The 26,423-nt window shown below is 71.3% G+C and carries 20 protein-coding genes and 1 tRNA gene; 14 read left to right on the top strand and 7 right to left on the bottom strand.

Annotation, left to right across the window (positions count from 1 at the left end; all coding sequences use genetic code 11):
• Positions 1–93: 93 nt before the first annotated feature.
• The gene (locus ABZ441_RS14390) at positions 94–4,206 is read left to right on the top strand and encodes a PAS domain-containing protein (protein ID WP_358972663.1); all 4,113 of its coding nucleotides are present in this window, start codon (positions 94–96) and stop codon (positions 4,204–4,206) included.
• A gap of 173 nt (positions 4,207–4,379) precedes the next feature.
• On the opposite strand, the gene ABZ441_RS14385 is transcribed toward ABZ441_RS14390, so the two are convergent.
• The 3 genes from ABZ441_RS14385 to ABZ441_RS14375 all read right to left on the bottom strand — a co-directional run bounded on the left by ABZ441_RS14385 (position 4,380) and on the right by ABZ441_RS14375 (position 7,451).
• Positions 4,380–6,026 (bottom strand): long-chain fatty acid--CoA ligase, encoded by a 1,647-nt coding sequence (locus ABZ441_RS14385; RefSeq protein ID WP_358972660.1) that lies wholly within the window; start codon positions 6,024–6,026, stop codon positions 4,380–4,382.
• Positions 6,027–6,323: 297 nt separating this feature from the next.
• The gene (locus ABZ441_RS14380; protein WP_358972657.1) at positions 6,324–6,878 is read right to left on the bottom strand and encodes a SigE family RNA polymerase sigma factor; all 555 of its coding nucleotides are present in this window, start codon (positions 6,876–6,878) and stop codon (positions 6,324–6,326) included.
• A gap of 261 nt (positions 6,879–7,139) precedes the next feature.
• The gene (locus ABZ441_RS14375; protein ID WP_358972654.1) at positions 7,140–7,451 is read right to left on the bottom strand and encodes a hypothetical protein; all 312 of its coding nucleotides are present in this window, start codon (positions 7,449–7,451) and stop codon (positions 7,140–7,142) included.
• 245 nt (positions 7,452–7,696) lie between these two features.
• Here ABZ441_RS14375 and ABZ441_RS14370 point away from each other — a divergent pair, with 245 nt between their 5' ends.
• Both ABZ441_RS14370 and ABZ441_RS14365 read left to right on the top strand, forming a co-directional pair.
• Positions 7,697–8,578 carry a bifunctional DNA primase/polymerase gene (locus tag ABZ441_RS14370; protein WP_358972651.1) on the top strand — a complete coding sequence of 294 codons (882 nt, stop codon included), beginning with the start codon at positions 7,697–7,699 and terminating at the stop codon, positions 8,576–8,578.
• Positions 8,579–9,188: 610 nt separating this feature from the next.
• Positions 9,189–9,710 carry a hypothetical protein gene (locus ABZ441_RS14365; protein ID WP_358972648.1) on the top strand — a complete coding sequence of 174 codons (522 nt, stop codon included), beginning with the start codon at positions 9,189–9,191 and terminating at the stop codon, positions 9,708–9,710.
• 235 nt (positions 9,711–9,945) lie between these two features.
• On the opposite strand, the gene ABZ441_RS14360 is transcribed toward ABZ441_RS14365, so the two are convergent.
• Positions 9,946–10,030: transfer RNA gene (locus ABZ441_RS14360), tRNA-Ser, on the bottom strand.
• 63 nt (positions 10,031–10,093) lie between these two features.
• A complete protein-coding gene (locus tag ABZ441_RS14355; RefSeq protein WP_358972645.1) occupies positions 10,094–11,605 on the bottom strand; it encodes a trypsin-like peptidase domain-containing protein in 1,512 nt (503 codons plus the stop codon).
• A gap of 197 nt (positions 11,606–11,802) precedes the next feature.
• Between ABZ441_RS14355 and ABZ441_RS14350 the strand changes: the two genes are divergently transcribed.
• The 3 genes from ABZ441_RS14350 to ABZ441_RS14340 all read left to right on the top strand — a co-directional run bounded on the left by ABZ441_RS14350 (position 11,803) and on the right by ABZ441_RS14340 (position 14,483).
• The gene (locus tag ABZ441_RS14350) at positions 11,803–12,630 is read left to right on the top strand and encodes a glycerophosphodiester phosphodiesterase (protein ID WP_358972642.1); all 828 of its coding nucleotides are present in this window, start codon (positions 11,803–11,805) and stop codon (positions 12,628–12,630) included.
• Between the two features lie 182 nt (positions 12,631–12,812).
• Complete coding sequence (locus ABZ441_RS14345; protein ID WP_358972850.1) at positions 12,813–13,376, top strand: ATP-binding protein; 564 nt, start codon at positions 12,813–12,815, stop codon at positions 13,374–13,376.
• A gap of 141 nt (positions 13,377–13,517) precedes the next feature.
• Entirely contained in the window at positions 13,518–14,483 is a 966-nt protein-coding gene (locus tag ABZ441_RS14340; RefSeq protein WP_358972639.1) for a DUF5926 family protein, read from the top strand.
• A gap of 646 nt (positions 14,484–15,129) precedes the next feature.
• On the opposite strand, the gene ABZ441_RS14335 is transcribed toward ABZ441_RS14340, so the two are convergent.
• On the bottom strand, positions 15,130–15,807 hold the full coding sequence (locus ABZ441_RS14335; RefSeq protein ID WP_358972636.1) for a bifunctional DNA primase/polymerase: 678 nt from the start codon (positions 15,805–15,807) through the stop codon (positions 15,130–15,132).
• 609 nt (positions 15,808–16,416) lie between these two features.
• Here ABZ441_RS14335 and ABZ441_RS14330 point away from each other — a divergent pair.
• Both ABZ441_RS14330 and ABZ441_RS14325 read left to right on the top strand, forming a co-directional pair.
• Positions 16,417–17,841: a PP2C family protein-serine/threonine phosphatase gene (locus ABZ441_RS14330; RefSeq protein WP_358972633.1), complete on the top strand. Its 1,425-nt coding sequence runs from the start codon at positions 16,417–16,419 to the stop codon at positions 17,839–17,841.
• Between the two features lie 118 nt (positions 17,842–17,959).
• Complete coding sequence (locus ABZ441_RS14325) at positions 17,960–19,423, top strand: aminopeptidase P family protein (protein WP_358972630.1); 1,464 nt, start codon at positions 17,960–17,962, stop codon at positions 19,421–19,423.
• 39 nt (positions 19,424–19,462) lie between these two features.
• Here ABZ441_RS14325 and ABZ441_RS14320 read toward each other — a convergent pair whose 3' ends face one another.
• The gene (locus ABZ441_RS14320) at positions 19,463–20,050 is read right to left on the bottom strand and encodes an ATP-binding protein (RefSeq protein WP_358972627.1); all 588 of its coding nucleotides are present in this window, start codon (positions 20,048–20,050) and stop codon (positions 19,463–19,465) included.
• A gap of 282 nt (positions 20,051–20,332) precedes the next feature.
• Here ABZ441_RS14320 and ABZ441_RS14315 point away from each other — a divergent pair, with 282 nt between their 5' ends.
• The 6 genes from ABZ441_RS14315 to efeB all read left to right on the top strand — a co-directional run bounded on the left by ABZ441_RS14315 (position 20,333) and on the right by efeB (position 26,419).
• On the top strand, positions 20,333–21,154 hold the full coding sequence (locus ABZ441_RS14315) for a hypothetical protein (protein ID WP_358972625.1): 822 nt from the start codon (positions 20,333–20,335) through the stop codon (positions 21,152–21,154).
• A 102-nt stretch (positions 21,155–21,256) separates the two neighbouring features.
• On the top strand, positions 21,257–21,991 hold the full coding sequence (locus ABZ441_RS14310; protein WP_358972622.1) for a YcnI family protein: 735 nt from the start codon (positions 21,257–21,259) through the stop codon (positions 21,989–21,991).
• A 49-nt stretch (positions 21,992–22,040) separates the two neighbouring features.
• Entirely contained in the window at positions 22,041–22,697 is a 657-nt protein-coding gene (locus ABZ441_RS14305) for an SCO family protein (RefSeq protein ID WP_358972619.1), read from the top strand.
• A complete protein-coding gene (locus ABZ441_RS14300) occupies positions 22,694–23,140 on the top strand; it encodes a copper chaperone PCu(A)C (RefSeq protein ID WP_358972616.1) in 447 nt (148 codons plus the stop codon). Before ABZ441_RS14305 ends, ABZ441_RS14300 begins: the two co-directional genes overlap by 4 nt.
• Positions 23,141–23,153: 13 nt before the next feature.
• The gene (locus ABZ441_RS14295) at positions 23,154–25,100 is read left to right on the top strand and encodes a copper resistance protein CopC (protein ID WP_358972613.1); all 1,947 of its coding nucleotides are present in this window, start codon (positions 23,154–23,156) and stop codon (positions 25,098–25,100) included.
• 5 nt (positions 25,101–25,105) lie between these two features.
• On the top strand, positions 25,106–26,419 hold the full coding sequence (gene efeB / locus ABZ441_RS14290; protein ID WP_358972610.1) for an iron uptake transporter deferrochelatase/peroxidase subunit: 1,314 nt from the start codon (positions 25,106–25,108) through the stop codon (positions 26,417–26,419).
• The last annotated feature ends 4 nt before the right edge of the window (positions 26,420–26,423 follow it).

Raw genomic sequence — 26,423 nt, 5'->3', positions numbered from 1 at the left:
TGCCTTTAGACTCCTCCAGTGACAGCCTGAGGCCCGAGGGGCAGGATCGGGCCCGCTGTCGGCAAGGTGCGGTATTCAGGGAGGAAGCGTCTCGTGAGCAGCAGGCCATCCCGAGGCGCTGCTCGCCTCGCAGCCATCCTCGACGCCCTCCCGGACGGGCTCCTGCTCGTCAACTGCAACGGCACGGTCGTCAACGCCAACACCATCGCACTCGAGATGTTCGAGACCCCGGGCACCGCGCTCGTGGGGCGCGGACTGCTCGACCTGCTTCCCGAGTTCGACTCGAGGCTGATCCCGGGGTCGATGCGCACGCCGGACACCGCGGACGAGCAGGGCAGGACGAAGCCGACGCGGATGACCGCGCGCCGGACGGACGGCACCGACTATCCCGTCGAGGTCACCAGTGCCTCCCTGGACAGCGGTCAGGCCGGATACAACGACATCCACTCCAGCTTCACCGGCGACGAGCTGCTGATGCTCGTCGTACGGGATCTCTCCGGCACTGTGGACACGGAGGCCGAGCTGGCCCGTTCGCAGCGCCAGACCGAGATGATCCTGCGGGCCGCCTCGGAGGGTGTCGTCGGCACCGACACGGACGGCAGGGTCGTCCTGGTCAACCCCGCCGCCGCACAGATCCTCGGTTTCCGCGCCAGCGACCTCGGCGGCCAGGAGCTGCACCCGCTGATCCTGCACTCCCGCGCGGAGGGCGGCCCGTTCCCTTACGAGGAGTCGCCGCTCGCCGACACCCTGAGGTCCGGCCGCAAGCACCGGGTGCGCGGGCAGGTGCTCTGGTCCAAGAGCGGTGCCCAGGTACCGGTGGACCTCACGACCGCGCCGGTGCGCGACGGGGACCAGCTGGTCGGCGCCGTCATGACGTTCACCGACCGCAGGCCGTTCGAGGAGCTGACGCAGCAGCACACCGGTGAGGTCTCCGGGCTGGCCGAGCAGCACGCCGCCGAGATCGCCGCGCTCACGGAAAGCCACCGGAGCGAGGTCGCCGCGCTCACCGAGAACCACCGTGCCGAGGTCACCGCGCTCACCGAACAGCACGCGGCCGAGAGCGCGGACCGGACCGAGCGGTACGCCTCCGAGCTGGAGGAGCAGGCGGAGCGTCTCACCGGTCTCGAAGCGCGGCACACCCAGCTGACAGCCGTGCTCGGCGAGTCCTTGCGTGGGCCGCTGGAGGAGCTGCGAGGCGAACTCTCGGCCCTCGCCGCGGACCCGGCCGGTCAGCTCTGGCCCGAGGCCAACCAGATCCTGCACCACCTGGCCGCGGGCTACGCGCGCATGACGACGCTCGTCGACAACGTACTGAGCTACCAGCGCCTGGACACCGGCACCGAGGATCTCGTCAAGCAGCCGGTGCTGCTCGACGCCGTGGTGACCGCGGGCATCGACGGCGCGGTCGAGCTGATCGGTCCCGGGCGTGCGCAGTTCGCGGTGCACGCACCGCCGATCGAGGCCGAGGTCGACGCGAGCCGTCTGATCACGGCACTCGCCCATCTCGTCGCCGACGTGGCAGGTGTCGACTCGACCGGCAAGGCCCGGCCGGTGCCGGGCGGCGGTTACGTCGACTCCACGGTCGTCGTGGCCGCGGCGCAGCGGGGTGACGTCGTACGCATCGAGGTGCGCGGGCCGTTCGCCGGGGGCGACCCGGTGCATGTGCCGATCGTCCGCGGGATCGTACGCGCGCACGGCGGTGTGCTCCAGACCCACGAGATGGCCGGGATGAGCGGCAGCGCGTACGTCCTGGAGGTGCCGCTCGGCACGGGCTCCGGGACCGTCGCGCCCCCGCCGCTCCCGGTGGCGGAGGAAACCGCCGTAGCGGTGCCCGAGGAGATCGCCGTACCGGAGCCCGCTCCCCAGCCCGCACAGGGCGGCCGCCGCCGCGCGCGCCGGGCGTCGACGGACGCGTTCCTGGACAGCTCTGTCGACGCGGAAGCGGACGCTCCGGAGTCCGGCGACACCGCGGCGGCGGAGCCGACCGGCCGGCGCCGGGCACGCCGTGATTCCACTCCCCCGCAGGAACAGCGGCAGGAAGAGGAGCTGACCGCGCCTCAGCGGAGCGAGGGCTCCGGCCGCAGGCGCGGCCGGCCCAGCCCCGCGGAGTCGGGTGCGGAAGCCCCGGCGGAGCAGCCCCGGCAGGCGCTGGCGCTCCCCGCGGCGGCCTCCGCCCCCTCGGAGGGGTCCGTGGTCACGGCGGCCGAGGGTGCGCAGGGGGGCGGCGGACGCCCGCAGCGCGGACAGACGGTGCCGCCCCAGGGTGTGCCGCAGAACGCCTCCGGGCGGACCGGTCAGCAGGGCGGCGGCCGGCCCGCGCTGCCCGCCCTCGCCTCACCCGAGGGCCCGGCTCAGCAGGCGCAGCAGGATCAGCAGCCCGGAGGACGACGGGCCCGCCGGGCTCTCGCCGCGGCACAGGAACGCGCCGCGGCGGCCGAGCCCACTGGGCCGCGCACGGCCTTCGCGCTGCCGCCTGCCGCGGCGGACCGGATCCCGCCGGTGGCTCCGGGTTCACCTGTCGTGGCACCGCCGGCCGGGAGCCCGGCCGCACCCGCCCCGCAGCCCGTCCCCGTACCGGCCGCGCCCCGGCCCGTGCCCCCGGGCGCGCAGCCGGTCACGGCCGGGAGCGCTTCGCTGCCCGAGCGCCACGACGCCGTACGGACCGCGCCGGACGCGGATCACACCCCGCCGCAACCGCACCCCGCACCGTCCGGCCGCCGAAGGGCACGGCCCTCGGATGCTCCGGAGCCGATGGCTCGCCCGGGCCATCCCGTTCCGGGCCAGCCGCTGCCCGCCGTTCCTCCGCAGCCCGACTGGGCGCAGAGCGGCGCCCCGGTGCAGGAGCAGGCCGCACCGGCTCGTGTGGACGACACGGACCCGGCCGGTGACGGGCCCTGGGCCGGCCCGGCCGGCACCACCCACACCACGGGCACGATCGCCGCTCCGGCCGGCCCCGCGCCCGCTTCCGCCCCCGCACCGGAGCCGCACCCGGCCGACACCGACGCGCCGGTGCCCGTCCCTGACGCACGACGCCAGCCGCTGCCCGCCGAGGCGCCCATGCCGGCCTCCTCGGACTCGACCCAGGGCCGCGCTTTCAGCGTGCGGACCCTGGGGCAGGGCGTGCCCTTCGCGCAGCACCTCGCGCACCAGCAGAACCAGACGCTCGGTGGTGCGGGCCGGCGCCGTAAGCTCGCCGCCCCGCCCGAGGCCGAGCACCAGGCCCCGCCCGCCATGGCCCCCGCGCCTGCGCAGCCCGCTCCTGCGCCTGCGCCTCCGCAGCCCACGGCGCAGGCGCAGGCGCAGGGAAACACCGTGCAGGGCAGCGGTTCCGGCCGTCTGATGTCCGCCCCCGCGTCCGAGGGCCGTTCGTACGCGATCGGCGCCCCCGACGAGGGAGCCGAGGGGCCTGAGCCGCTGGACGGCCCCGGGGGCGCCGTAGAGGTGGCCAACCGGCCGCAGCCGCAGCCCGTCGACGACGAACTGCCTCCGGAGCCGCTGGACAATCCGCGCCGGCTGCTCGTATGGCCGGCGCCTGACGTCTCGACGCAGCAGGCCCTCAGCGACCGCGGCTACCGCCCGGTGATCGTGCACTCCCGCGAGGAGGTCGACGCCCAGATCGCGGCGTTCCCCGCCGCACTGTTCGTCGACCCGCTGACCGGGCCGATCACCCGTACGGCGCTGCAGTCGCTGCGTCAGGCGGCTGTTGCGGCAGAGGTCCCGGTGCTGGTGACGGCCGGTCTGGGGCAGGCGACCAGGGAAGCGGCGTACGGTGCCGACCCTGCCGTGCTCCTCAAGGCGCTCGCCCCGCGCGACAGCGACCAGCATCCGCCGAGGGTCCTGGTGATCGAGGAACACGAGGAGATCGCCCTGGCGCTGACGGAGACGCTGGAGCGGCGCGGCATGCAGGTGGCACGGGCGGCGGGTGACAGCGAGGCGGTCGACCTCGCCACCCGGATGCGTCCGAATCTGGTGGTGATGGACCTGATGCAGGTACGCCGCCGCCGCGCCGGGATCATCGACTGGCTCCGTGCGAACGGCTCGCTGAACCACACGCCGCTGGTCGTCTACACCTCGGCCGGCATGGAGGAGGCGGACCTTCCGAGGCTCGCTTCCGGTGAGACGGTGCTCTTCCTGGCCGAGCGCTCGACGAGCGACGAGGTGCAGTCCCGGATCGTGGATCTGCTGGCGAAGATAGGGACGAACTGACCCGCTCGGACGACGGCATCGGGCGGCCTACGACGAGGGCGGTACGGGGGGTTCCCGTACCGCCCTCGTCCTGTGCGGCCGCTCCCGGCCGTCGGACCACCTGCCCGGGCGTCGGACGACCTGCCCGGCCGCTTCGGCAACGGCCGGGCCCCGGCCCTCCGGGGCGTCGCGGCTCAGAGCTGTGTGACGTCCAGCTCTCCGTCGGCGTACTGCCTGCGGATCACCTTCTTGTCGAACTTGCCCACGCTCGTCTTCGGCACCGCCGGGACGATCGTCCAGCGCTCGGGCAGCTGCCACTTGGCGACGGACTGGGCGAGGAAGGTCCTGAGCGCCGCATAGTCGGCGGTGGCGCCCTCCTTGAGGACGACGGTCGCGAGGGGACGCTCGCCCCACTTCTCGTCGGGGACGGCGACCACCGCGGCCTCGGCCACATCCGGGTGCGCCATGATCGCGTTCTCCAGGTCGACGCTGGAGATCCACTCACCGCCGGACTTGATGACGTCCTTGGCACGGTCGGTCAGCGTGAGGTACCCCTCCCGGCTGATCACGCCGACGTCACCCGTCCGCAGCCAGCCGTCCTCGCTGAACTTGTCCCCGGGACGCAGGTCCTCGCCGTGCGCACCGCCGTAGTACGCGCCGGCGATCCAGGGGCCGCGGACCTCCAGCTCCCCCGCCGACTCGTTGTCCCACGGCAGGTGTTCGCCTCCGGGGCCGGTCAGCCGCGCCTCGACACCGGCCGGGAAGCGGCCCTGGGTGACGCGGTACGGCCACTCCTGCTCCTCGGTCAGCCCGGCGGGCGGGTTGGACATGGTGCCGAGTGGAGACGTCTCCGTCATGCCCCAGGCGTGACAGAGGCGGACACCGAGCTTGTCGTACGCCTCCATCAGGGCGGGCGGACAGGCTGCGCCGCCGATGGTGACCCTGGCCATGGAGGAGAGGTCGCGCGGCTTGGCGGTGACCTCGGCCAGCAGCCCCTGCCAGATCGTGGGGACGGCGGCGGCATGCGTCGGCCGCTCCTTCTCGATCATGTCGGCAAGCGGAGCCGGCTGCAGGAAGCGATCGGGCATGAGCATGTTGACGCCGGTCATGAACGTCGCGTGCGGCAGCCCCCACGCGTTCACGTGGAACTGCGGCACCACGACAAGGGTCGTGTCCTTGTCGGTCAGACCCATCGACTCGGCCATGTTGACCTGCATGGAGTGCAGGTAGATGGAACGGTGGGAGTAGACGACGCCCTTGGGGTCCCCGGTGGTCCCGGACGTGTAACACATGGCGGCCGCCTGGCGTTCGTCCAGCTCGGGCCATGCGTAGGAGACGGGACGGCCCGCGATCAGCTCCTCGTACTCGTGCACCCGGGGCGTGATGCCGTCGAGCGCGGAGCGGTCGCCCGGGCCGGACACCACCACGTGCTCGACGGAGGGCAGGTGGGGGAGCAGCGGTGCCAGCAGCGGGAGCAGAGAACCGTTGACGAGGACGACCTTGTCGTCGGCGTGGTCGACGATCCAGACCAGCTGTTCCGCGGGGAGCCGTAGGTTGAGCGTGTGCAGGACGGCGCCCATGGAGGGAATCGCCAGATACGCCTCGACGTGCTCGGCGTTGTTCCACATGAGGGTGGCGACGCGCTGGTCGCCCTCGACGCCCAGCTCGTCACGCAGAGCGTGCGCCAGCTGCGAGGCGCGCGCCCCGATCTCGGCGAAACTGCGCCGCTGCGGCTCCGGTTCGCCGGTCCAGGTCGTCACCTGCGACTTCCCGTGGATGGTCATCCCATGGGTCAGGATGCGGGTCACAGTCAGCGGTACGTCCTGCATGGTGCTCAGCACGGCGTCCTCCCGGTGGGCGCTACGCGGCAGAAAAGGTGCGTTGATTCTGCTCACATACCAAGCGGTATGTCACTACTTCCGGGAGCACGAATCGATGTCGGCCCGCAGATCCGGGCTGCGGGGCGAGTGCGGGGCGGCGCCGGAAGGGGCCTGGTCACCGGGTTCCCGGTTCCCGGGGCCGGGCCGCCGGCAGAGGGCACCTCTGTCACCGCACCGGGCTGAGCTCAGGATCCTCACGGAACCTCCCTCGGTCACCGCACCGGGCTGAGCTCAGGATCCTCACGGAACCTCCCTCGGTCACCGGACCGGGCTGAGCTCGGGATCCTCACGGAGCTTCCCGAGCGCACGCGACACCGCGCTCTTGACCGTTCCGACGGTCACCCCCAGCACCTCGGCCGTCTGGACCTCGCTGAGGTCTTCGTAGTACCTCAGGACGACCATCGCGCGCTGGCGGTCCGGGAGCTTGAGCACGGCCCGCCACATCGCGTCGTGCAGTGACTGCCGCTCGGCCGGGTCAGGCGCGGGCGGGGCCTCCTTCTCCGGGAGCTCCCCGCAGGCGAACTCGTCGACCTTGCGCTTGCGCCACTGCGAGGTCCGGGTGTTCACCAGTGCGCGGCGGACGTACCCGTCCAGGGCCCGGTGGTCCTCGATCCGCTCCCAGGCGACGTACGTCTTGGTGAGGGCGGTCTGCAGCAGGTCCTCGGCGTCGCTCGGATTCGCGGTGAGGGAACGCGCGGTGCGCAGCAGCACGGGGCCCCTGGCCCGTACGTAGGACGAGAACGACGGATAACGGCGGTGTCCGGCGGAGGCAGCGACCGCCGTGGAGGCGCCGGTGCAGACTGGCGTGGTCATTCCTCCACGCTAGGAGCGGGCGCGGACGAGGGGATCGGCCCCAGGTCCCGAAGCCGCGTCCGCCTCAGGTTGTAGGCGCCCGGCGGGGCCGACCTCCTGAAGGTGGAGGAACGGCGCACCCGCCTCAGGGTCCTCACCTCAGGGCCCCGCCCCGGGAGACGACCCGGCACACGCGGAAGCGGCCTGCACGGGGGCACACATGCGGCAGCGGCCCGTGCGGCAGCGGCCGTGGCCACCGCCGCACGGGCCGACCCTCTCAGTTCACCAGAGCGGTGTGAAGTTGACCGCGATGATGTCCGTGGACTGGTCGATCACCGTGAAGGCCGATCCGGTCACCTGGGCGGAGTTGCTGTGGTTGGAAGCGCCGAGACCGACGGCCTGCTGCTGCGACGTGGACGAATTGCCGGAGTTGTTCCCGCCGACACCGCCGGACCCGATGGTCGCCACCGCCGCGTTCGATCCGTCCTTCGCGAACGAACCGTTGTCGGCCACCGCGACCCCTCCGAACAAGGCGGCGGCAAGAGGCAGAGCGGCGACGACGGCGAGGGCGCGAGCGGTACGGATACTTGCCATGTCAATTTCCTCCAGGAACCGAAGATGCGGCTTGGTACGGCTGGTTCCGAAGCAGTTGGCCGACCGCCTCGGTGCTGGTCACGACGTCGCAGGAGCAGAACTTCCCACCGCATCCCCGGCGAACCGCCCATGCTGCGCGATTCCCTCGCACGTATGACGAACCCCTGGTAAACCCTGCCGCGAAGAAGCACTCCACCCCGAGCACCCCCCTTCCCTTCCTCGAACATCTGTACGAAAATAGCTCCATGGCCACCACCGACAGTCAGACCGCCACCCTGGCCTTGGCCCACGCGCTCTCCGCCGCCGAGCGCGGGCTCCCCGTCTTCCCGCTGTCAGCCACCAAGCTCCCCGCCCTGCGCTCTCCTCACCGCGACGAGACACCGCCCGTGCGCTGCCGGGGCGCCTGCGGGCTGCCCGGGCACGGGGTCCACGACGCCACCACCGACCCGGCCGCGGTTCGCGCCCTCTTCGCCGCAGCACCCAAGGCAACCGGCTACGGCATCGCCTGCGGCCGACCGCCGCACCGCCTGATCGGCATCGATCTCGACATCGACACCGTTCACGGCAACGACTCCGTGGCCGCGCTCCAGCACCTGGCCCTCCAGCACCTGTTCACCATCCCGGCCACCGTCACGGTGCTCACGCCCAGCGGCGGCCGACACCTCTGGCTGACCGGCCCGTCCGGCGTCTCCGTGTCCAACTCGGCAGGCCGCCTCGCTCCCGGCATCGACGTACGCGGCGCGGGCGGCTACCTCGTCGGCCCCGGATCGGTCACGGCCCACGGCCGCTACAGACTCGCCCCCGGTACGGCGCACCTGGTACCGGCCCCCTGCCCCCGCGGCCTCCTGCGCCTGCTGACGACCCGGCAGCACACCGACCACCCCGTCGGCCGGACGTCCCCCGCCCGGCGGGGTCAGGGACTGGCCCAGTTCGTACGGGAGGCACACGAAGGCCAGCGCAACACCCGCCTGTTCTGGGCCGCCTGCCGCGCGTACGAACACGGCTTCGGCGACGACCTCGCGGAGGCGCTCACCGAGGCGGCGACGAGCACCGGCCTCACCGGACAGGAGGCCCGCGCCACGATCGCCTCCGCAGCACGCCTGACCACCCCGCGCCGGACACCCTGACCGCGCGCTCCTCGTCGCCCTCTTTCCCGGGCAGCGAGGAGCACCCCGGCCATCTCGACCGCCTGTGGACCGAGGCGGCCCGGGCCGCGGAGCAGACCAGCGGGGGCAGCGCCCTGGGCAACTCCGGCAGCCCACACCGCCGCCCCGGCAGCTGCCGCACATCCGCGAGGCACTTGGCCCGTCACCACTCATGCGGCCATATCCGGACGGGCACCGGTGACCGCGCTCGAGTGACCGGCGATCGCCCGTCTCGCGACGGCCTTGCTCAGGAGCAAGTGCTCGCCGGCGCGAACGCCGGTCCATGCCCCCCGAGCTTGCGAGCACCCGGGGCCCGCACAGTCTGTCCAGCACTCCCGACCCACCGTCAAATGAATTCCTGGCACGGCCCGTCTCCGTCGCCCCCGCTCTCCGGACCAGCCCCACACAGGCAGGAACGTCCCCTCACAACTTGCTCCGTGACAGCGAGTTTCCGCTCAGGAATTCTCCATCCCGCTTATGTGAAGCACCCCTTGGGGAGCAATGGACACGACGCTGGGAGCCCAAATTGCGATCAGTGACCCCTGTGGGCAGTCTGGGCTGAGAGGAGAAATGTCCGAGCAAAGGAGTTGAAATGGAAACGTTCGAACAGGCGCTGACAGGCAGGGTCGAAAGAGCAACCACAGTCCGCGTCACGGCCGTTCCTCTGGAGGGCCCCGGAGGTGACCACCCCCTCAGCCGGGGAGATCGCGTTCCCATCATTCCCTGCCTGTGCGTGTGCGTCACGGACCCCTGCGACTGCTGCGACGGCGACTCGATCTGGTGGATCACCAACGGCAGCATCCGCAAGAGGGAGTCCTCAGGCCGTCGGAGCAGTGGTGGCGAGGATCTGTACACGTATTACGTGGATCCCGACGCCGAAATAGTCGTCGAGAAGATAAGCAGCGCGTCGGCCAGGGCCCTGACAGCACCTAAACCCAAGGGAGGCGCCCGCACGCCGGGCAGAATCGATAAGTGCGTACCGTTTCCGACGGGTGGCCCCTCGGCCCTTCGCATGGCGCAGGAATGCGCCGGCGGCACCCTGTGGGACGTCTACGAGACGGTCGATTCGGATGGCGGCACGGTCTTCATCTACCACGCGGTCGGGAGTTGCTGATTCATCCGGGCGGGACCGGATATCCAAGTCACGTCAGGCATCAGGGACAGAACACGAAGACGTACCGCAGCGGTGGCGGGCCACCACGCGGCCTCCGGATCTCCCCGAAGCCGCCTTCAAACCCGTGCCCCGTGCGTGTCCCATGCCCGACGGCCCGGGGACCCACGCCGGTCGACGCCACTTCTGCAGCACGACGGCCCCCGACCGATTTACCTGGTCAGGGGCCGTTCACCTGCGGTGGGTGTGGGATTTGAACCCACGGTGACTCGCGCCACGACGGTTTTCAAGACCGTTCCCTTAGGCCGCTCGGGCAACCCACCCCGCGTCGGCGCCGCACCCCCGGCGGACCGGGGACGGCTCGATGCGTGGAACAGCCTAGCCGGTCAGCTGTCGCCCTTGCGCTCGCCCAGGGTGAGTTCGGCCGTCGCCGTCTTGCCGTCGCGCTTGTAGGTGAGCGTCACCTTGTCACCCGGCTTGTGGGTCCAGATCTCGCCGATCAGCGTCGGGCCGCTCTCGACCACCGTGTCGTTGAACTTGGTGATCACGTCGCCCGCCTTCAGCCCCGCATCGGCCGCAGGGCCGTCCGGAGTGACGGCGGGGGTGCCGCCCGCGCCCTCTTCCGAGATCACGGCGCCGCCCGTCTTCTCCTCCATCGTCACCGTCGCACCGATCACCGGGTAGACGGGCTGGCCCGTCCTGATCAGCTGCTCGGCGACGTTCTTCGCCTGGTTGACCGGGATGGCGAAGCCCAGGCCGATGGAGCCCGCCTGGGACTGGCCGACTCCGCCGCCGCTGGTGGACTGGATGGCCGAGTTGATGCCGATGACGGCACCGCCCGCGTCCAGGAGCGGTCCGCCCGAGTTGCCCGGGTTGATCGAGGCGTCGGTCTGCAGGGCACTCATGTAGGAGTTCTTGTTGCTGGAACCGTCACCGGAGGCGACCGGGCGGGCCTTCGCGCTGATGATGCCGGTGGTGACCGTGTTGGACAGACCGAACGGTGCGCCGATAGCGATCGTGGAGTCACCCACCGCGACCTTGTCGGAGTCGCCGAGGGCGAGCGGGGTCAGTCCGTCCGGAGCGTTCTTCAGCTTCAGCACGGCCACGTCGTAGCCCTGCGCCCGGCCGACCACCTCGGCGTCGTACTTCTTGCCGTTGGAGAACGTCGCGGTCAGCTGGCCGCTGTCCGCCGCGGAAGCCACCACGTGGTTGTTCGTGAGGATGTGGCCTTCCTTGTCGTACACGAAGCCCGTGCCCGTACCGCCCTCGCCGTCACCGGACTGTGCGTCGATGGTGACCACGCTGGGCAGCGCGCTCGCCGCCACACCCGCGACCGTGCCCGCCTCGCGCTTGAAGTCCTTCGGACTGTTGGAGGCGGCGACGGTGGTCGACCCGGACGAGGAACCGGAGTCGTTGCTGTCGGCGGCCCAGTAGCCGAGGGCCCCGCCGACTCCGCCCGCCACCAGTGCGGCCACCGCCACTGCGGCGACCAGGCCGCTCGCCCGGCGCTTGCGCGGAGGCTCGGGATCGGAGGGCACCGGGGCTCCCCAGGCCGGAGAGCCGCCGTCCGCGTACGAGGGGACCGCGGGAGGGGGCGGCGGCCACCCGGCGGAGCCCGCCGGGGGCTGCTGCGGCGACGGCGGCGCGTACGGGTGCTGCTCGTGGGCGGCGGCCGGGGTTGCGCCGTCATGGTGCGCCCCACCGGCGCCGTCATGGTGTGTGGCCCCCGGAACCTGGGACGTCGGCGCGTCCGCGGGAGCGGCGGGCGGGACCTCCGGCGCGGGCGGGCCTCCCTGCGGGGTGCCCTCGGGAGCGGCAGCCGGCACGGGAGGTACGGACGGAACAGACGGTGCGGACGGAACCGCGTTGCCCTCGTTGCCCTCGTTCTCGGTGCTCACAGCTCTTTACTCCTCGGTTCCACTCGGCGTTCGGCAAGAGATCCGCTGTGCACGTGTCTGCAGTCAGCTTTTCCCACAGCACGTCAGGCCACTGTAAGCAGGACCTGTGCATCCGCACACCATTCCTTACATCAGGCAAAACGGTCCTACGCAACAAGGTGTCCGTGCCGGGCGTCTCCCGGTGACACGATGACGCGGTGACCCACGCACGCCTACCCTCGCACCGGCCTCCCATCCAGGTCATCGCCCACCGCGGGTCGTCGGACGACGCCCCCGAGCACACTCTGGCCGCGTACCGCAAAGCCATCGAGGACGGGGCCGACGCCCTGGAATGCGATGTGCGTCTCACCGCGGACGGTCAGCTGGTCTGTGTCCACGACCGCAGGGTGAACCGCACGTCGAACGGCCGGGGAGCGGTCTCCGCCCTGGAACTGGCCGATCTCGCCACCCTCGACTTCGGTTCCTGGAAGGACCACGAGGAGTCGCCGGACTGGGACCCCGTGCCGGGTGAGCTCACGTCCGTGCTCACGCTGGAACGGCTTCTCGAACTGGCCCACGACGTCCGGGCGGCCGGCCGGCCGCTCCAGCTGGCCATCGAGACCAAACACCCCACACGCTGGGCCGGACAGGTCGAGGAGCGCCTGCTCCACCTGCTCAGGCGGTTCGGCCTCGACACTCCGCCGCCCGAGGGTCCGTCGCCGGTACGCGTCATGAGCTTCTCCGCGCGGTCCCTCTACCGCGTCCGGGCCGCCGCCCCCACCCTGCCCACCGTCTTCCTGATGCAGTTCGTCTCGCCGCGGCTGCGCGACGGGCGGCTCCCCGCCGGGTCCCGGATCGCCGGTCCGGGGATGCGGATCGTACGCAACAACCCCGGGTACATCGAGCGGCTGCACCGTGCGGGGCACCGGGTGCACGTGTGGACCGTGAACGAGCCGGCGGACGTCGAGCTCTGTGTACGCCTAGGGGTGGAAGCAATCATCACGAACCGCCCGAAACAGGTTCTGTCACAACTCGGCCGCTCTTAATATCAGTTACAGGGGGTGCACCGGCGCATTCACTCCGCAATCGATCGTTACGAGTGCATCACTGACAGGGCTTTGGCCGGTTTCCGGCGCAGTCCAGGAGGGCATCCAATCCGTGGCGTGGGGCAAAGGAGGTCTCGGGGGTGGCGTTTGTGGTGGCACAGGAAGTGCCGACGTCGTCGAGCATGGCCGTACCCCATGGCCCTGCGGGCGTGGGGCAGGCGCGACACCGTATGCGCGAACAACTGCGCAGCAACGGGGTCGCGGACACCGTGGTCGACGACGCTGTACTGATCCTTTCCGAACTCCTCAGTAACGCCTGTCGGCACGGCAGACCGCTGGGGCAGCACTCAGAGGTGGGCGACGGCGACATCCGCGCCGCATGGCGTGTGGACAGAAGAGGCGACCTGACCGTGGAGGTCACCGACGGCGGCGGGCCGACAAGGCCGGTTCCGTCCACCCCGTCCGTCACCGCGCGTGGCGGGCGTGGGCTCAACATCATCAGCGCCCTCGCCCGGGAGTGGGGCGTCCGGGACGACACCGTCGGCGAGGTCACCGTCTGGGCGCTGGTCCCCGCAGACCACGGACACGGCGGCTTCACGACCGCGGGCCCAGGCCCCGCGAGGCCCGCCCGTCGCGAACGGCCCGGGCTGAACGGACTGGACGAGCTCCGCGGGATCAGCGGATTCGGCTCGCTCGACGGACTGGAGCTCACCGACGTGCTCAACGCCTTCGACGACGCGGGCTGAGAGCGACGGGCCGAGAGCGGTACGGGCACGCGGCACGACGGAGCGGGCCGCGAGGGCACCGAGCCAGGTGTGCACCGGCGATGGCAGGGACGGCTAGGCTCGCGCCCGAGACCGCACTGTCGCAATCGGGAGACGCCCACCATGGCCAAGAAGCGCCCTCAGACCAAGGCCGGGAAGCCGCAGCTCAAGGACGGTGAGATTCCGGTCGTAGGGGCCCGCGAGCCCTGCCCGTGCGGTTCGGGCCGCCGTTACAAGGCGTGTCACGGACGCGCCGCCGCCCACGCGGTGACCGAGCTGGTTCAGCGCCCCTTCGAGGGAATCGCCGGGGAGTGCGACTGGGTCGCCCTGCGTGAGCTGGTCCCGGCCGCCACCGTCGAGCTGACGCTGAAGGGCGGACTTCCCGAGGGCGTGCCGTCCGTGTCGCTCGCGACCGTGCTGCCGATGGCCTGGCCCGCGCTGCGCCGTGACGACGGTTCCGTCCTGCTCGCCCTGCAGAACGACACCTCGTCGGGCGACCTCAGCCGCGACCTCGCGGACACTCTGCAGCGTGCGCTGGAGGCCGACCCCGGTTCGCCGGTCACCGCCCGCCGGGTGCCCGCCGACGGCCCGCGACTGCAGGACGTCCTCGACCCCGCGGCCGCGTTCGAGCCGGTCGTGCACTCCGGATTCGAGTTCTGGGTCCCTGACGCGGAGAACGCCACGGCGGAGGTGTCCGCCTCCCTCGAGCGCGCCAACGCGGCGGCCATCCCCACCACCCGGCTCTCCGGCGTGGACGCGGCCTACTGGTGCGAGACTCCGGAGAAGAACCACCTGCGCTGGGTCATGCCGCACCCGGAGGAGCAGCTCCTCGACGCGCTCGCCCGGCTGCACGCTGCGGGCACCTCCTCGCTCGGCGAAGGAACCCGGCTGGTGGGCTCGTTCCGCGCCCACGGGCTGATGGTCCCCGTCTGGGACCTGCCGAGCGCGATGGGGGCCGAGGAATGCGAGAAGCCCGCGGCGCAGTTCGCGGAGCGGCTCGCGGAAGCCCTCGCGTCGGACGCTCCGCTGACGGGCGAGGAGCGCCGGGCACGTGGTGGGCTCACCAACCGCCAAGTGACGCTCAGCTGACAGTGACGACCGCCGACGCGCGACGGTGACTCCCGTCACAACTCCTCGTACTCGTCGGTAAATCACTGTCCGAATAGGCGAGATCGAATTTGCTAACGGCAGATCTCTTGTTACGGTTCTGGAAGTCCGGTCGCTGGTGCATCCCCCGTCGCCAGCGGCCGGACGCCCCCGTTTCCGGGCCCGTACGGCCGGGGCGCACGCCGGAGCACTCGGCGCGTCGGCGGCCTGCGGCGACAGCCCGGCCCCATTCCGACGCCTCACCCTCGCGCATCTCTCCCGCCACAGGTCCGCGCCCGTCCGCGCCCCTTGCATCCCTGCGTACGGCACCGGTTCCGCCGTGCTCCGAGGCCCGGCGCACGCCGGGCCTCAGGGCGCACCGGGCGTTCGCTTTCGGACAGAAAATCGAGAGGCCTGCCACCCGGGAATGGGCTCACAGCGCCTGGAAGACATTCACTCCGGCATCACCGTGCGCACCGTTTCCACGAACTGCGAATAGACAGCCGGAAAGCTGGGCCGACGTTTTTTCCGAGGATGCAATTGCACCTGCCCGGTACGCGCCTGATCGCACGGTATCCGGGCGGCCCCACTTCCCGTGGCCAAGTGGGCCGCCACTCGACGTGACCGCGTGCGATCAGCAGCCGGCCGCTCAGTACGTGAGACGGCTGCCGCCGTCCGGGGCGCCGTTGCTCGCCTCGACGAGCGCGTCCAGGACCGACTCCACATCGGGGAGCCACGGCGTGGCGTCCCCCTCCGCCGGCGCACGCTCCCAGCGCACCTGCCCCGCATCCGCCTCGTACGGCGGCAGAAGAAGATAACCGCCCTCGCCGTGGAAGCGCAGAGAGCTGGGCACCTGGTCCTGGGCGTGCAGCAGTTCGCCGAGCCGCTCCAGGGAGTAGGGGGCGACCAGCAGCGACCACCTGGTGGGTGTCGCCACCACGGGGCCGAGCCTCAGCCCCATGCCGTCGAGCGCGGTGAGCGCCCGGGATCCCGCGACGGCGGGCAGACTCAGGGCGCAGGGCGCCCGGCCGCCGGTGGCCAGGAGGACGGGGGCGGTGGGCCGGCTGGTCCACCACCAGCGCACCATGCGCTCGTCGGTGGTCGCCGCGAGGAGACCGGGGTCGAGGGGATGCGCGCCGGGCACGGCGCACTCGGGGTCGTGACAGGCGCAGCCGGGGCCACGCTCGCCGCGGACGGCTCCCGCCGCGAGCCCCGCTCCGGGGAGCACGGGCCATTTCCGCAGGGTGGCACAGGTCAGCGCCGCGTCGAGCTGGGCGGAACTTCCCTTGCGACGGGGCCTGCGTCGCCTTCCGAGGATCTCGCGCATGAGCGCTCGTTCCTTTCCGTTGAACGCCGAGGTCCACATCACACACGTGCCCGTTACGCCACGTGTGTGTCTCTTCGCTGTACGTGCCCGCTCATCAGGTCTGCGGTACGGACGGGTAGTCGGTATCGCGCGTGAGCCGGGCAGAGCAGAGTGGAACCGAACAGAATGGGGCTGAGCCGAACCGAGTTGAACCGAACCGAGTTGAACCGAGCCGAGTTCAGTCAAAACATCGCGCGGGCGGCGTGCGCGTCGCGCGTGCCGTCCCTTGTGCAACCCCGCAACTCGGGGGTGGGCGGGCGTCCGTCATCAGTGAGGACGTCCGGGCGCGCTGTCGGGTTCCGGGGCGATCACGACCGCCCCTGGTCATCCACGATTACGTACCCAGCATGCCCGGGATGACGCTCCCTCCGGCATTTCACCCCGAGGGCGCCCTCAGCCGAGCGCACCCAGTCGACCGCAAAATGCGGCCCGGGGGTGCATTTTCCGGCCAAGTTAACTGTCTCACGGACACCATAAATATCGCGAGGACAATGCTGGACATGACCTCAGTTGTGCGTGTACATGTGGGTGCGTGTACATGTGGTTGCACCGATAGCGGCGCGGAACGACATGGGGGTTTGCGATGCTATTCGACACAACGCACCTGTCGGCAAGCCGACTGCCATGAGCGCCCCCCACCTTCCGAAAGTGGCTGGAATCGATCCCATGGTTCCTGTTTCAACGCACACTGCAGCGCCTGCGGACGACACGCCCTTCGCGCCGGGAGCCTTCATCCAGGACCGGCTGGCGGGCTGGGTCTCCGACCTCACCACGCTCCACGAACTCACCGAACGGCTGGCCGCGACCAGCACCCTGGACAGCGCCCTTCGTGAACTCCTGGGCGCCGGGGCGGCCCTGGTCGGAGCCGGGCGGGGACTCCTCGTCCTCGAGCCCGCCGACGGCGGCGGGCCGTCCCGCACGATCGGGCTCGGCCTCGCCCACGCCGAACTGGGCCACATCGAGACGGTGCCCCGCAGCGCGACCGCGTACGGCCGTTTCCTGGACGGCTTTCCGGATTCCGACAGCCCCCGGGCCACCCCCGACATCCTCGGCGGCACCGGCCTGGACCCCCGCTGCCGCGAGGTCGCCGCCCGGCTCGGATACGCCGCGAGCTACGCACAGCCCCTCGCCACCGAAAGCGCCGGCCGGCTGGGGGTGGCCGTATGGCTGTACGACGAACCGGCCGAACCACTGGAACGCCAGTGCCATCTCGTCGGGGTGTACGCCCGCTACGCCGCCGAACACCTGGCCCGCCTGCTCGAGCTGGAACGCGCCAGGGCGGAGGCCGCCGCCATCGGCGAGGAGCTCCTGGCCGACCGGCTGCCCAGGATTCCGGGAGTGCGGCTGGCGGCCCGCCGTCGGGCCGGATCCGCCGGCGGCGGTGACTGGTACGACGCGCTGGCCCTGCCCGACGACGCGCTCGGCCTTGCCGTCGGCTCGGTCGGCGGCTTGGGACCTGCCGCCCTTGCCGCGATGGTCCGGCTTCGTGCCGGTCTGCGCGCCTACGCCGTGATGGAGGGCGAGGACCCCGTCGCCGTGCTCTCCGATCTCGAACTGCTGCTGCGGCTGACCGAACCGGCCGGCGCGGCGACCGCTCTCTTCGCGTACTGCGAGCCCGACCGGCGCACGGTCCTGCTCGCCGGTGCCGGGCACACCCCACCGCTCGTGACCGGCGAACGGCGCACGGAATTCGTGGAGACGACCGTCTCCGTCCCGCTGGGCATGCTCTCCTGCTGGGAAGCACCGAGCGTGGAGTTCACGCTCAGCCCCGGCGAGACCGTGCTGTTCTACACCGACGGACTGCTGCGCCTGACCGGAGACACCACGGACAGGGCGTTCGCGCGGCTGCGCTCGGCGGCAGCCGGTGTTCCGAAGGTCCTGCGCCGGGACCCCGGAGCCGTCGTGGACCACATCCTGCGGGCCGTCCTGCCCGACGGCGCGGCCCGCGGCGACGGTACCGAGGACGTCGCCCTGCTGGCCGCGCGCTTCGACTGAGCCGGCCTACGGCAGCGACGCGGGCCGCCCGGGAACCGTCACGGGTCTTCCCGCACCGGGCCCCCTTCCGTACGCCCGTACGATGAGAGGGCCCAGTGTCGTACAAGGAGGACATAACGTGTCTGAGGAGCTCGCCCCGGAGACCCCGGAAACAGCAGAGGCAGAGCCGGTCAAGCAGCGGAAGAACGGCCTGTACCCGGGCATTTCCGATGAGCTCGCCGAGAACATGGCATCAGGCTGGGCCGATACCGAGCTGCACGGCCTGGAGCCGATCGCCCAGGCCTCGTACACCGCCGCCCGCCGCGCCGCGCTCTCCGCGCGCTTCCCCGGCGAGCGGCTCGTCGTTCCCGCGGGCAACCTGAAGACCCGCTCCAACGACACGGAGTACGCCTTCCGCGCCTCCACCGAGTACGCGTACCTCACCGGCGATCTGACACAGGACGGCGTCCTCGTGCTCGAGCCGGCCGACGACGGGCACGAGGCGACGGTCTACCTGCTGCCCCGCTCCAACCGTGAGGACGGCGAGTTCTGGCTGGACGGCCAGGGCGAGCTCTGGGTCGGCCGCCGCCACTCCCTCACCGAGGCGGAGCAGCTGCTGGGCATCCCGGCGAAGGACGTCCGCGAGCTCCCGGCCGCACTGACCGAGGCCACCGGCCCGGTGCGCAACGTGCGCGGACACGACGCGGGCATCGAGGCCGCTCTCACCGACAAGGTCACCGCGGAACGCGACGAAGAGCTGCGCGTCTTCCTCTCCGAGGCCCGCCTGGTCAAGGACGCCTTCGAGGTCGCCGAGCTCCAGAAGGCCTGCGACGCCACGGCACGCGGCTTCGAGGACGTCGTGAAGGTCCTCGACAAGGCCGAGGCCACGAGCGAGCGCTACATCGAGGGCACCTTCTTCCTGCGCGCACGCGTCGACGGCAACGACATCGGCTACGGCTCGATCTGCGCGGCCGGCCCGCACGCCACCACGCTGCACTGGGTCCGCAACGACGGCGCGGTCCGCTCCGGCGAGCTCCTGCTGCTCGACGCGGGCGTGGAGACCAACGAGCTCTACACCGCCGACGTGACGCGGACACTTCCCATCAACGGCACGTTCTCGCCGCTGCAGCGGAAGATCTACGACGCGGTGTACGAGGCCCAGGAGGCGGGCATCGCGGCCGTGAAGCCCGGTGCCGCCTTCCGCGACTTCCACGACGCGGCACAGCGGGTCCTCGCCGAGAAACTGGTCGAGTGGGGCCTGTTGGGCGACCTGTCCGTGGAGAAGGTCCTGGAGCTGGGGCTGCAGCGCCGCTGGACGCTGCACGGCACCGGTCACATGCTCGGCATGGACGTCCACGACTGCGCGGTCGCACGCACGGAGTCGTACGTCAACGGCACGCTGGAGCCGGGAGTCTGCCTGACGGTCGAACCGGGACTGTACTTCCAGGCCGACGACCTGACCGTGCCCGAGGAGTACCGGGGGATCGGTGTCCGTATCGAGGACGACATCCTCGTGACCGAGGACGGCAACCGGAACCTGTCCGCCGCGCTGCCGCGCCGGTCCGAAGAGGTCGAGGCCTGGATGGCCCGGCTCAAGGGCTGACACGGCGGACCGCGTCACCCGCGCGGGAGGGCGCGCTGCTCAGGACACCATGAGCAGCGCGCCCTCCCGCCATTTCAGGACCTTGTCGAAGCTCACCACCGCACCACGCCCCGGCCGGTTGCCGAAGTGGACGTGGTCGGCGAGCTCCTCGATCAGGCAGAGCCCGCGGCCGCTCTCAGCCGTGGCCGGAGGATGCACGGCGGTGCGCGCGTGCGAAGGGTCGCCCGCAGGCTGAGCGGCGGACGGATGCAGGTCCGGCGGATACCCGACGGATGACGGTGCGGCGGGGCGAAGCGTGCGCCGGGCGCCGAATCCGGGGCCCGAGTCGGCGACTTCGATACGGCACTTCTCGCCGTCCAGATAGGCGGTGACCCGGTACTGCCCGCAGGCTCGTCCGGACGACTCGTCTCCGGCGGAGTCGGGACCGGCGTCATGGCCCTCGTCCGCATCCCGTCGGGCACCTCCGTGCTCAACGGCGTTCGCGCAGGCTTCGCTGAGTGCGACGGAGAGGTCGTAGGAGATGTCCGGGTCCACCCCCGCGGTCTCCATGGTGCCGAGCAGGAAACGACGGGCGAGCGGAACGCTCGCGGCTTCGCGCCGCAAATGGAGTGACCACCACATGCTCATGCTCCAGCCTCCTGGCTGCGGCTCGACATACCGTTACGTATTGCCGCAACGAGCGCTCCGTAAGCACGGATCCGCTGTGACAGCGCTCATTCGGCGGATGCGGATATTCCGCTCACCGGTGTATGGCGGGCCCGGAGCAGGTACCCGGAGCATCCGGGCAACGGGCTCGGAGCACCCATGAACAGGTGCAACACCCCCTGATCACTCCCTGATGGGGATGGATGCCGACCTTCCGGACCTGCCGTACGGGAACCGGGGGCCCAGTGGGATGATGACCCGGCCATGTCTATGCCTGTCGCACGCGCCGGAGCCGGTATGCGGCTTTTGAGGACCGCGGTGTTCACCGCGGTCTGCGTCGTGCTCGCAGCCGCCGGACATGGCCTTGCCTCCGGCGCGGGTGTGCCCCTGTGGACCCTGCTGGCCGGCTTCGCCGGAGTCTTCGCCGTCGCCGCGGCGCTCGCCGGACGCGAGCGGACCCTCCTCCCGATCAGCGCCGCACTGGCGGGCGGGCAGCTCGCCCTGCACGTCCTCTTCGGACTCGGGCGGCACACCGCGGCCACCGCGACGGGGTCGGGTGACGACTCGCTGATCCGCTTCGCCGCCGGGCTGGTGTGCGGTGCCGGACCCGCGCAGCTGAGCGCCGGTGAGGCCCACCGCATCGTGACGACCGCGGGACTGGACCCCGCCGCCGTGGCCCAGGGGCACACACACCTGGCGTCCGCTCCGGGCGCCGCCTCCGCCGCGGACCCGACGGCGCTGGCCACGGTGATGTCCGGCCTGCCCGGCCTGCCCATGTTCCTGGGGCACCTGCTGGCCGCCCTCGTCACCGGCTGGCTGCTGCGGCGGGGCGAGATCGCCCTCTTCCGGCTCGCCAGGATCTCGGCGCAGGGCGGCCTCCGGCTCGCGGCCGTGGCCAGGCTGCGCGCGCTGCGTGCCGCGATGGCACTCGTGCGCGCCCTGCGCGCGGGCCTTCCGGGACGGCCCACGACCGGGCCGCGTCCTCTCCGCAGCGCCGTCGACGCTCCCGCTCCGGCCACCGGGGACCCTCTGCAGCACATGGTGATCAGGCGCGGGCCGCCGCCCGTATACGTACGCGCAGCCTGACGCGACCCCTCCGCCGGGAACCGGTGAGGAGGTGGTCGTGATGCCGACGTGCCTCCGCGCGCCGGACCACCTTTCCTCATGACCTGTGGAGTGATCCCTGCCATGAACGTTTCCCGCATCGCCCTCGCCGGCGGCGTCGCCGCGTCCACCGTCCTGCTGCTCGCCGGCACCGCCTCCGCGCACGTCAGCGTGCAGCCGCAGGGCGAGGCCGCCAAGGGTGGCTACGCGACCGTCAACTTCAAGGTCCCCAACGAGCGCGACGACGCCTCGACCGTGAAGCTCGAGGTCAATTTCCCCACGGACCACCCGCTCGCGTCCGTCAGCCCGCAGCCGGTGTCCGGCTGGAAGATCGACGTCACCAAGAGCAAGCTGGCCGAGCCGCTCGACGTGCACGGCAAGAAGATCAACGAAGCCGTCTCCAAGGTCACCTGGACCGCGGAGGGTGACGGCATCGAGGCGGGCTACTTCCAGCAGTTCCCGCTCTCCGTCGGCCAGCTCCCCGAGGACGCCGACCAGCTCGTCTTCAAGGCGCTCCAGACGTACAGCAACAAGGAAGTCGTCCGCTGGATCGAGGAGCCCACCGAGGGCGGCGAAGAACCCGAGAGCCCTGCCCCCGTCCTCGCACTGACCGCCCCCTCGGCCGGCGCCCACGGTGCCGCGGCCCCGGATGACAAGCACAGCGAGGCGGCGGAGACGAAGCAGACGACGGCGTCGTCGGACGACACCTCCTCCTCCGGCACGGACAGCACGGCCCGCGTCCTCGGGATCGTCGGCATCGTCGTCGGCGTAGCGGGGGTCGCGTTCGGCGTCCTCGCGGGCCGTCGCCGCAGCGTCTGACGCCACCGACTCCACCACCCGCATTTCACAGATCAGGAATCAGCTCTCCATGCACAGCAAGAAGACGGTGCTGGCCACGGCGTTCGCCGCCGTGGCCGCACTGACCCTGTCGGCCTGCGGCAGCAGCGGTGACCAGGCGGACGATTCGGTCGCCGAGGTCTCCTCCGGGACCGGGTCCGAACCGGCCACCGTGCTCGACCAGCCCTTCACCAAGCCCGACCTCGTCCTCACCGACACACACGGCAAGAAGTACGACCTGCGCGAGCAGACCAAGGGCAAGCCGACACTCATCTACTTCGGCTACACCAACTGCCCCGACGTGTGCCCGCTGACCATGAGCAACATCGCCATCGCCAAACGGGCACTGCCCAAGGCCGACCAGGACAAGCTCCAGGTCGTCTTCGTCACGACGGACCCCGAACGCGACACCCCGGCATCCCTGGGCAGCTGGCTCAGGGCTCAGGATCCCGGATTCACCGGCCTCACCGGCGACTTCCCGACCATCCAGGCGGGAGCACGGCAGATCGGCATCGGCATCGACCCTCCGAAGAAGGAGAAGGACGGCACGGTCGTCTCGATGCACGGCGCCCAGGTCATCGCGTTCTCCCCGAAGACCGACAAGGGGTACGTGCTCTACAGCGAGGACACCACGGCCGAGGACTACACCGAGGACCTCCCGGAGCTCGTCAGGGGGGAGACCCCGTGAACCGCCGCACGGCCCTCGCGGGCGCCCTCGTCCTCACCACAGGAATGGCGCTGACGGCATGTTCGTCGCAGAGCGTGCCGCAGCTGGAGGTGACCGGTGCCTTCATGCCGCAGCCCGTCAGCGACATGGCAGCCGGATTCCTGCTCGTGAAGAACAGCGGGGACACCACCGACCGGCTCACCTCAGTGACCAGTTCCCTGTCGGACAACGTGTCCATCCACGAGACGAAGGACCGGACGATGCGGATGGTCACGTCGTTCGAGGTGCCCGCCGGCGGCGAGCTCGACCTCGAGCGCGGCGGCAACCACATCATGTTCACGGACCTGAAGAAGCAGCCCAGACAAGGAGAGACGGTCTCCGTCGAACTGCACTTCGAGAAGGCCCAACCCATCACGGTCGACATCCCCGTGAAGGAGACCACCTACAACCCGAAGAAGCAGTGAGGTACTGACACCCATGACAGCCACCGCCCCGCACTTCGGGCCCTTCCCGGCACGACGGCCGCTCGCCGCGGTCGCGCTCCTCGCCACGCTGACCGGCCTGCTGTTCGGCCTGGTGCTGGCCGGCGCGAGCCCCGCGTCCGCGCACGCCGCTCTCACGGGGAGCAACCCGCAGGACGGGGCGGTGGTCGCCACCGCTCCGCAGGACGTCACGCTGACCTTCTCCGAGCAGATCGCCATGGGCGACGACTCCATCCGGGTCCTGGACCCGAGCGGCGAGCGGGCGGACGACGGCGCTCCCCGTGATCTGACGAGCGGTGGCACCGTGCGATACGGCGTCCAGCTCCGCAGCGGTCTGTCCGACGGCACGTACACCGTGGCCTGGCAGGCGGTGTCCGCCGACAGTCATCCGGTCTCCGGAGCCTTCACCTTCTCCGTCGGCGCCCCCTCGGAGACCACCGTGGCGCTGCCCTCGGACGACGCCGGCGGCGGAATCGTGGGTGCGCTCTACGGCATCGCACGCTATGCCGCGTACGCCGGATTCATCCTGCTCGCGGGCGGGTCGGCCTTCGTACTCGCCTGCTGGCAGCGCGGGGCGGGGGCGCGCCCGCTGCAACGGCTCGTCGTGGGCGGCTGGATCACACTGACCGCTGCCACGCTCGTCATGCTGCTCCTGCGCAGCCCCTACACCGGCTCCGGCAGGCTCGCGGATGCCTTCGACCTCGACGGTCTCCAGGCCGTGCTCGACACCAAGCCGGGGGCCGCGCTGGTCTCCCGGCTGCTCCTCCTGGGCGCCTCCGCGCTCTTCATCGCGGTCCTCTTCGGGGCGTACGCCAAGCGCGAGGACGAGAAGGAGAAGCAGGACCTCACCTTCGGACTCGCGGCAGGCGGAGCGGTCATCGCCGCGGGTATCGCCGGTACGTGGGCCCTGGCCGAGCACGCCTCCACGGGTGTACAGCCAGGCATCGCCATGCCCGTCGACGTGCTCCACCTCCTCGCCGTCGCCGGCTGGCTGGGCGGACTCGCCGCGCTGCTGGTCGCCCTGTACCGGACGCCGGACATCACGAGCGGCGCGGTACGACGGTTCTCACGCGTGGCGTTCGGCAGTGTGCTCGTCCTCGCCGCGACCGGCCTCTACCAGTCCTGGCGACAGGTCGGTTCATGGTCCGCGCTGACCGGGACCCGGTACGGGCAGGTGCTGCTCGTCAAGGTGGCACTCGTCGCCGTACTCGTCGGGGTCGCGTGGATATCCCGGCGGTGGACGGGGCGGCTGACGGAGCTCACCGGGTCCGCCGACGAGACCGCTCCGGCTGTGGATTCGGCCGCGGCGACGGAAACGACGGAGCCGGCCTCTCCCGTCGCGTCGGCCGGGGAGGAGCCGACGCCGGAGCGCGCCGCCCAGCTCGCCCGCCAGCGCGCCGCTCTGACGGCGACGAAGGAGAAGCGCGCCCGCGACGCCGACCCCGGCCGCTCCGGTCTTCGGCGTTCCGTGCTGGTGGAGACGGGTATCGCCGTGGTGCTGCTCGTCGTCACGACGATCCTGACGTCGACCGAGCCCGGCCGCACCGAGGAGGAGGCCGCCCGGGGCGGCACCACGTCGGCGGCTGCGCCGGAGACCGACGCCCGGCTGAATCTGAGCCTTCCCTTCGACACCGGCGGCCAGAACGGCAAGGGGACGGTGCGGTTGGACATGTCGCCCGGCTCGACCGGCTCGAACAACGTGCACCTCTGGATCGACGGGCCCGACGAACGCCCCCTGGACGTACCCGAGGTGAAGCTCGCCTTCACCCTGGAGTCCAAGGACATCGGCCCGCTGCCCGTCGTCCCCGACCGCCTCACCGAGGGGCACTGGACGTCGAGCGGCGTGCAGATCCCGATGGCGGGCGACTGGAAGGTCGCCGTGACGGTGCGTACGTCGGACATCGACCAGACAACCATCGAGAAGAACGTGAAGATCGGCTGAGCAGGGTGAGCAAGAAGAAGCACGACCTCAGGGAGAACGGCACCCCCGCCGCCCACCGCGAAGCCGCCGGCCCCGGCGGCGCGAGTGTCGTTTCCCGGCGGCGGCTCATCGGCGGCGCGGGAGCGGCCGGTGCGGCAGGGCTCGTCCTGGGCGCGGCGGGCGGTGCTGGTGGCTACGCCGCGACGCGCGGGACGGCCCCGACGCCCCTGACCTCGGTCGGATCGACCGAGGCGATGTTTCACGGGAAACATCAGGCAGGGATCACCACTCCGCTTCAGGCACGCGGGCACCTGGTGGCCTTCGACCTGACGCCCGGCGCGGGGCGCGGCCAGGCAGCCGCCCTGATGCGCCGCTGGTCGGCCACCGCGGAGCGGCTGATGTCCGGTGAACCGTCGGACAGCCGGGGGCACGACACCGGGGTGGCTCTGGACGCCGGGCCCTCGTCCCTCACCGTCACCTTCGGGTTCGGACGCACCTTCTTCACCCGCACCGGGCTGACAGCCAGCCGGCCGCCCGCCCTGGACCCGCTGCCGGCCTTCTCCTCCGACCGGCTCGACGCCAAGCGGTCCGACGGCGACCTCTGGGTGCAGATCGGGGCCGACGACGCGCTCGTCGCCTTCCACGCGCTGCGCGCCCTCCAGAAGGAGGCCGGGCCGACGGCCCGGGTGCGGTGGCAGATGAACGGCTTCAACCGCACCCCGGGCGCGACGGGCCGGCCGATGACCGCACGCAACCTGATGGGCCAGGTCGACGGCACCAGGAATCCGAAACCCACCGAGCGCGACTTCGAGGAGCGGATCTTCGTGCCCTTCGGCGACTCCTCGGCGTACGCCTGGATGGCCGGAGGTTCGTACGCCGTCGTCCGGCGGATCCGAATGCTCTTGGACGACTGGGAGGAACTCACGGTCGAGCGGCAGGAGCAGGTCATAGGGCGGCGCAAGTCGGACGGCGCCCCGCTCAGCGGCGGCTCGGAGGACAGCGCGATGGACCTGGACAAGGTGGGGCCGGACGGCAAGCTGCTGATCCCCGGCAACGCCCACGCCCGGATCTCCTCCCCCGACAGGAACGGCGGTGCCGCGATGCTGCGCCGCCCGTTCTCGTACCACGACGGCATCTCCGACGACGGCACTCCGGACGCCGGGCTGCTCTTCGTCTGCTGGCAGGCCGATCCGTTCAAGGGCTTCATCCCGGTCCAGCGCAAGCTCGACCGCGGGGACGCGCTCTCACCCTTCGTCCGGCACGAGGCGAGCGGCCTCTTCGCCGTACCCGGCGGGGCCGCGTCCGGGGAGTACGTGGGGCAGCGCCTGCTGGAGGCATGAGGCG

The organism is Streptomyces sp. NPDC005752 (assembly GCF_040630715.1).
In the GTDB taxonomy this organism is placed as follows: domain Bacteria; phylum Actinomycetota; class Actinomycetes; order Streptomycetales; family Streptomycetaceae; genus Streptomyces.
This window is presented reverse-complemented; position numbering and strand designations above follow the sequence as displayed.

What these genes read in the sequence shown, in the direction of transcription:
- ABZ441_RS14380 (WP_358972657.1), bottom strand. Translation starts at nt 6,878, where the DNA reads ATGACCACGCCAGTCTGCACCGGCGCCTCCACGGCGGTCGCTGCCTCC.
- ABZ441_RS14375 (WP_358972654.1), bottom strand. Translation starts at nt 7,451, where the DNA reads ATGGCAAGTATCCGTACCGCTCGCGCCCTCGCCGTCGTCGCCGCTCTG.
- ABZ441_RS14370 (WP_358972651.1), top strand. Translation starts at nt 7,697, where the DNA reads ATGGCCACCACCGACAGTCAGACCGCCACCCTGGCCTTGGCCCACGCG.
- ABZ441_RS14365 (WP_358972648.1), top strand. Translation starts at nt 9,189, where the DNA reads ATGGAAACGTTCGAACAGGCGCTGACAGGCAGGGTCGAAAGAGCAACC.
- ABZ441_RS14345 (WP_358972850.1), top strand. Translation starts at nt 12,813, where the DNA reads ATGGCCGTACCCCATGGCCCTGCGGGCGTGGGGCAGGCGCGACACCGT.
- ABZ441_RS14340 (WP_358972639.1), top strand. Translation starts at nt 13,518, where the DNA reads ATGGCCAAGAAGCGCCCTCAGACCAAGGCCGGGAAGCCGCAGCTCAAG.
- ABZ441_RS14335 (WP_358972636.1), bottom strand. Translation starts at nt 15,807, where the DNA reads ATGCGCGAGATCCTCGGAAGGCGACGCAGGCCCCGTCGCAAGGGAAGT.
- ABZ441_RS14330 (WP_358972633.1), top strand. Translation starts at nt 16,417, where the DNA reads ATGGGGGTTTGCGATGCTATTCGACACAACGCACCTGTCGGCAAGCCG.
- ABZ441_RS14320 (WP_358972627.1), bottom strand. Translation starts at nt 20,050, where the DNA reads ATGAGCATGTGGTGGTCACTCCATTTGCGGCGCGAAGCCGCGAGCGTT.
- ABZ441_RS14315 (WP_358972625.1), top strand. Translation starts at nt 20,333, where the DNA reads ATGTCTATGCCTGTCGCACGCGCCGGAGCCGGTATGCGGCTTTTGAGG.
- ABZ441_RS14310 (WP_358972622.1), top strand. Translation starts at nt 21,257, where the DNA reads ATGAACGTTTCCCGCATCGCCCTCGCCGGCGGCGTCGCCGCGTCCACC.
- ABZ441_RS14305 (WP_358972619.1), top strand. Translation starts at nt 22,041, where the DNA reads ATGCACAGCAAGAAGACGGTGCTGGCCACGGCGTTCGCCGCCGTGGCC.
- ABZ441_RS14295 (WP_358972613.1), top strand. Translation starts at nt 23,154, where the DNA reads ATGACAGCCACCGCCCCGCACTTCGGGCCCTTCCCGGCACGACGGCCG.